The organism is Exiguobacterium sp. UBA6282 (genome assembly GCF_002440475.1).
GTDB lineage: Bacteria > Bacillota > Bacilli > Exiguobacteriales > Exiguobacteriaceae > Exiguobacterium_A.
Map to the genome: position 1 here is coordinate 10,024 of NZ_DJUM01000018.1, position 863 is coordinate 10,886.

An 863-nucleotide genomic window follows, 5' to 3' on the forward strand; every position below is an offset into this window, starting at 1 on the left:
CGTTCATTCAGATTATGAGCGGGATCACACACTCGACAGGCGGAACTGTCGTACTTCTTGGGAAACCCACTGATCGACTGGATGCAATCAAACAACGGATTGGAGTCATGCCGGATACATCGAATCTCTATCATGACATGACGGCACGTGCGTTTCTTGAATATATGGCAGGATTATCCGGAGTTCGCATCACGAAGCAAGAAATTGGAAGATTGCTTGAACAGGTCGGATTAAGCGGAACGGAGCGACAAAAGATCAGGAGCTTCTCGTTCGGGATGAAGAAAAAGATCAGTATCGCACAAGCGCTCACCGGAAATCCGGAACTACTCTTTTTAGATGAACCGACATCCGGTCTTGATCCAGAATCGGCGATCGATATCCAGCGCTTATTGCTCACATTGAAAGCGGAAGGAAAAACGATCTTCTTGACCTCGCATAACTTGAATGAGATGGAAAAGATGTGTGACCGTGTTGCCATTATGGCGGAGGGAAGAATCGTCCGCTCTGGAACCGTTGCGTCATTACAAGAAGCGATGAGGCAGGAAATTCAAATCCGTATTCGGACTGTTCCACGGTTAGAGCCATCACATCTGCCAGAATACGCTCGACTCTTGTCGCAAACAGATGAATGTACACGACTTGAGTTAACGTCAAAAGAAGATATTCCGAATTTACTCATCTCGCTTGCGAAACAAGATGTCAAAGTGTACGAGGTGCAAATCGCACGCCAATCGTTAGAAGAGATTTTCTTAGCGGTCTGACCAATCAGCAACGGATTGTGTCTCCGGAAGCTCTTCGAGTAAGAGACGACCTCCGTCATTCCACTGACCGTACATCTGATTCAGTTTCGTTTTTTCAATCAA

General features: G+C 46.5%; 1 protein-coding gene. It reads left to right on the plus strand.

Going from position 1 to position 863, the window contains the following annotated elements:
• A partial coding sequence (locus B2751_RS04835) for an ABC transporter ATP-binding protein (protein ID WP_290773269.1) occupies positions 1-761 on the plus strand: 761 nt, incomplete at its 5' end.
• Positions 762-863 lie beyond the last annotated feature (102 nt).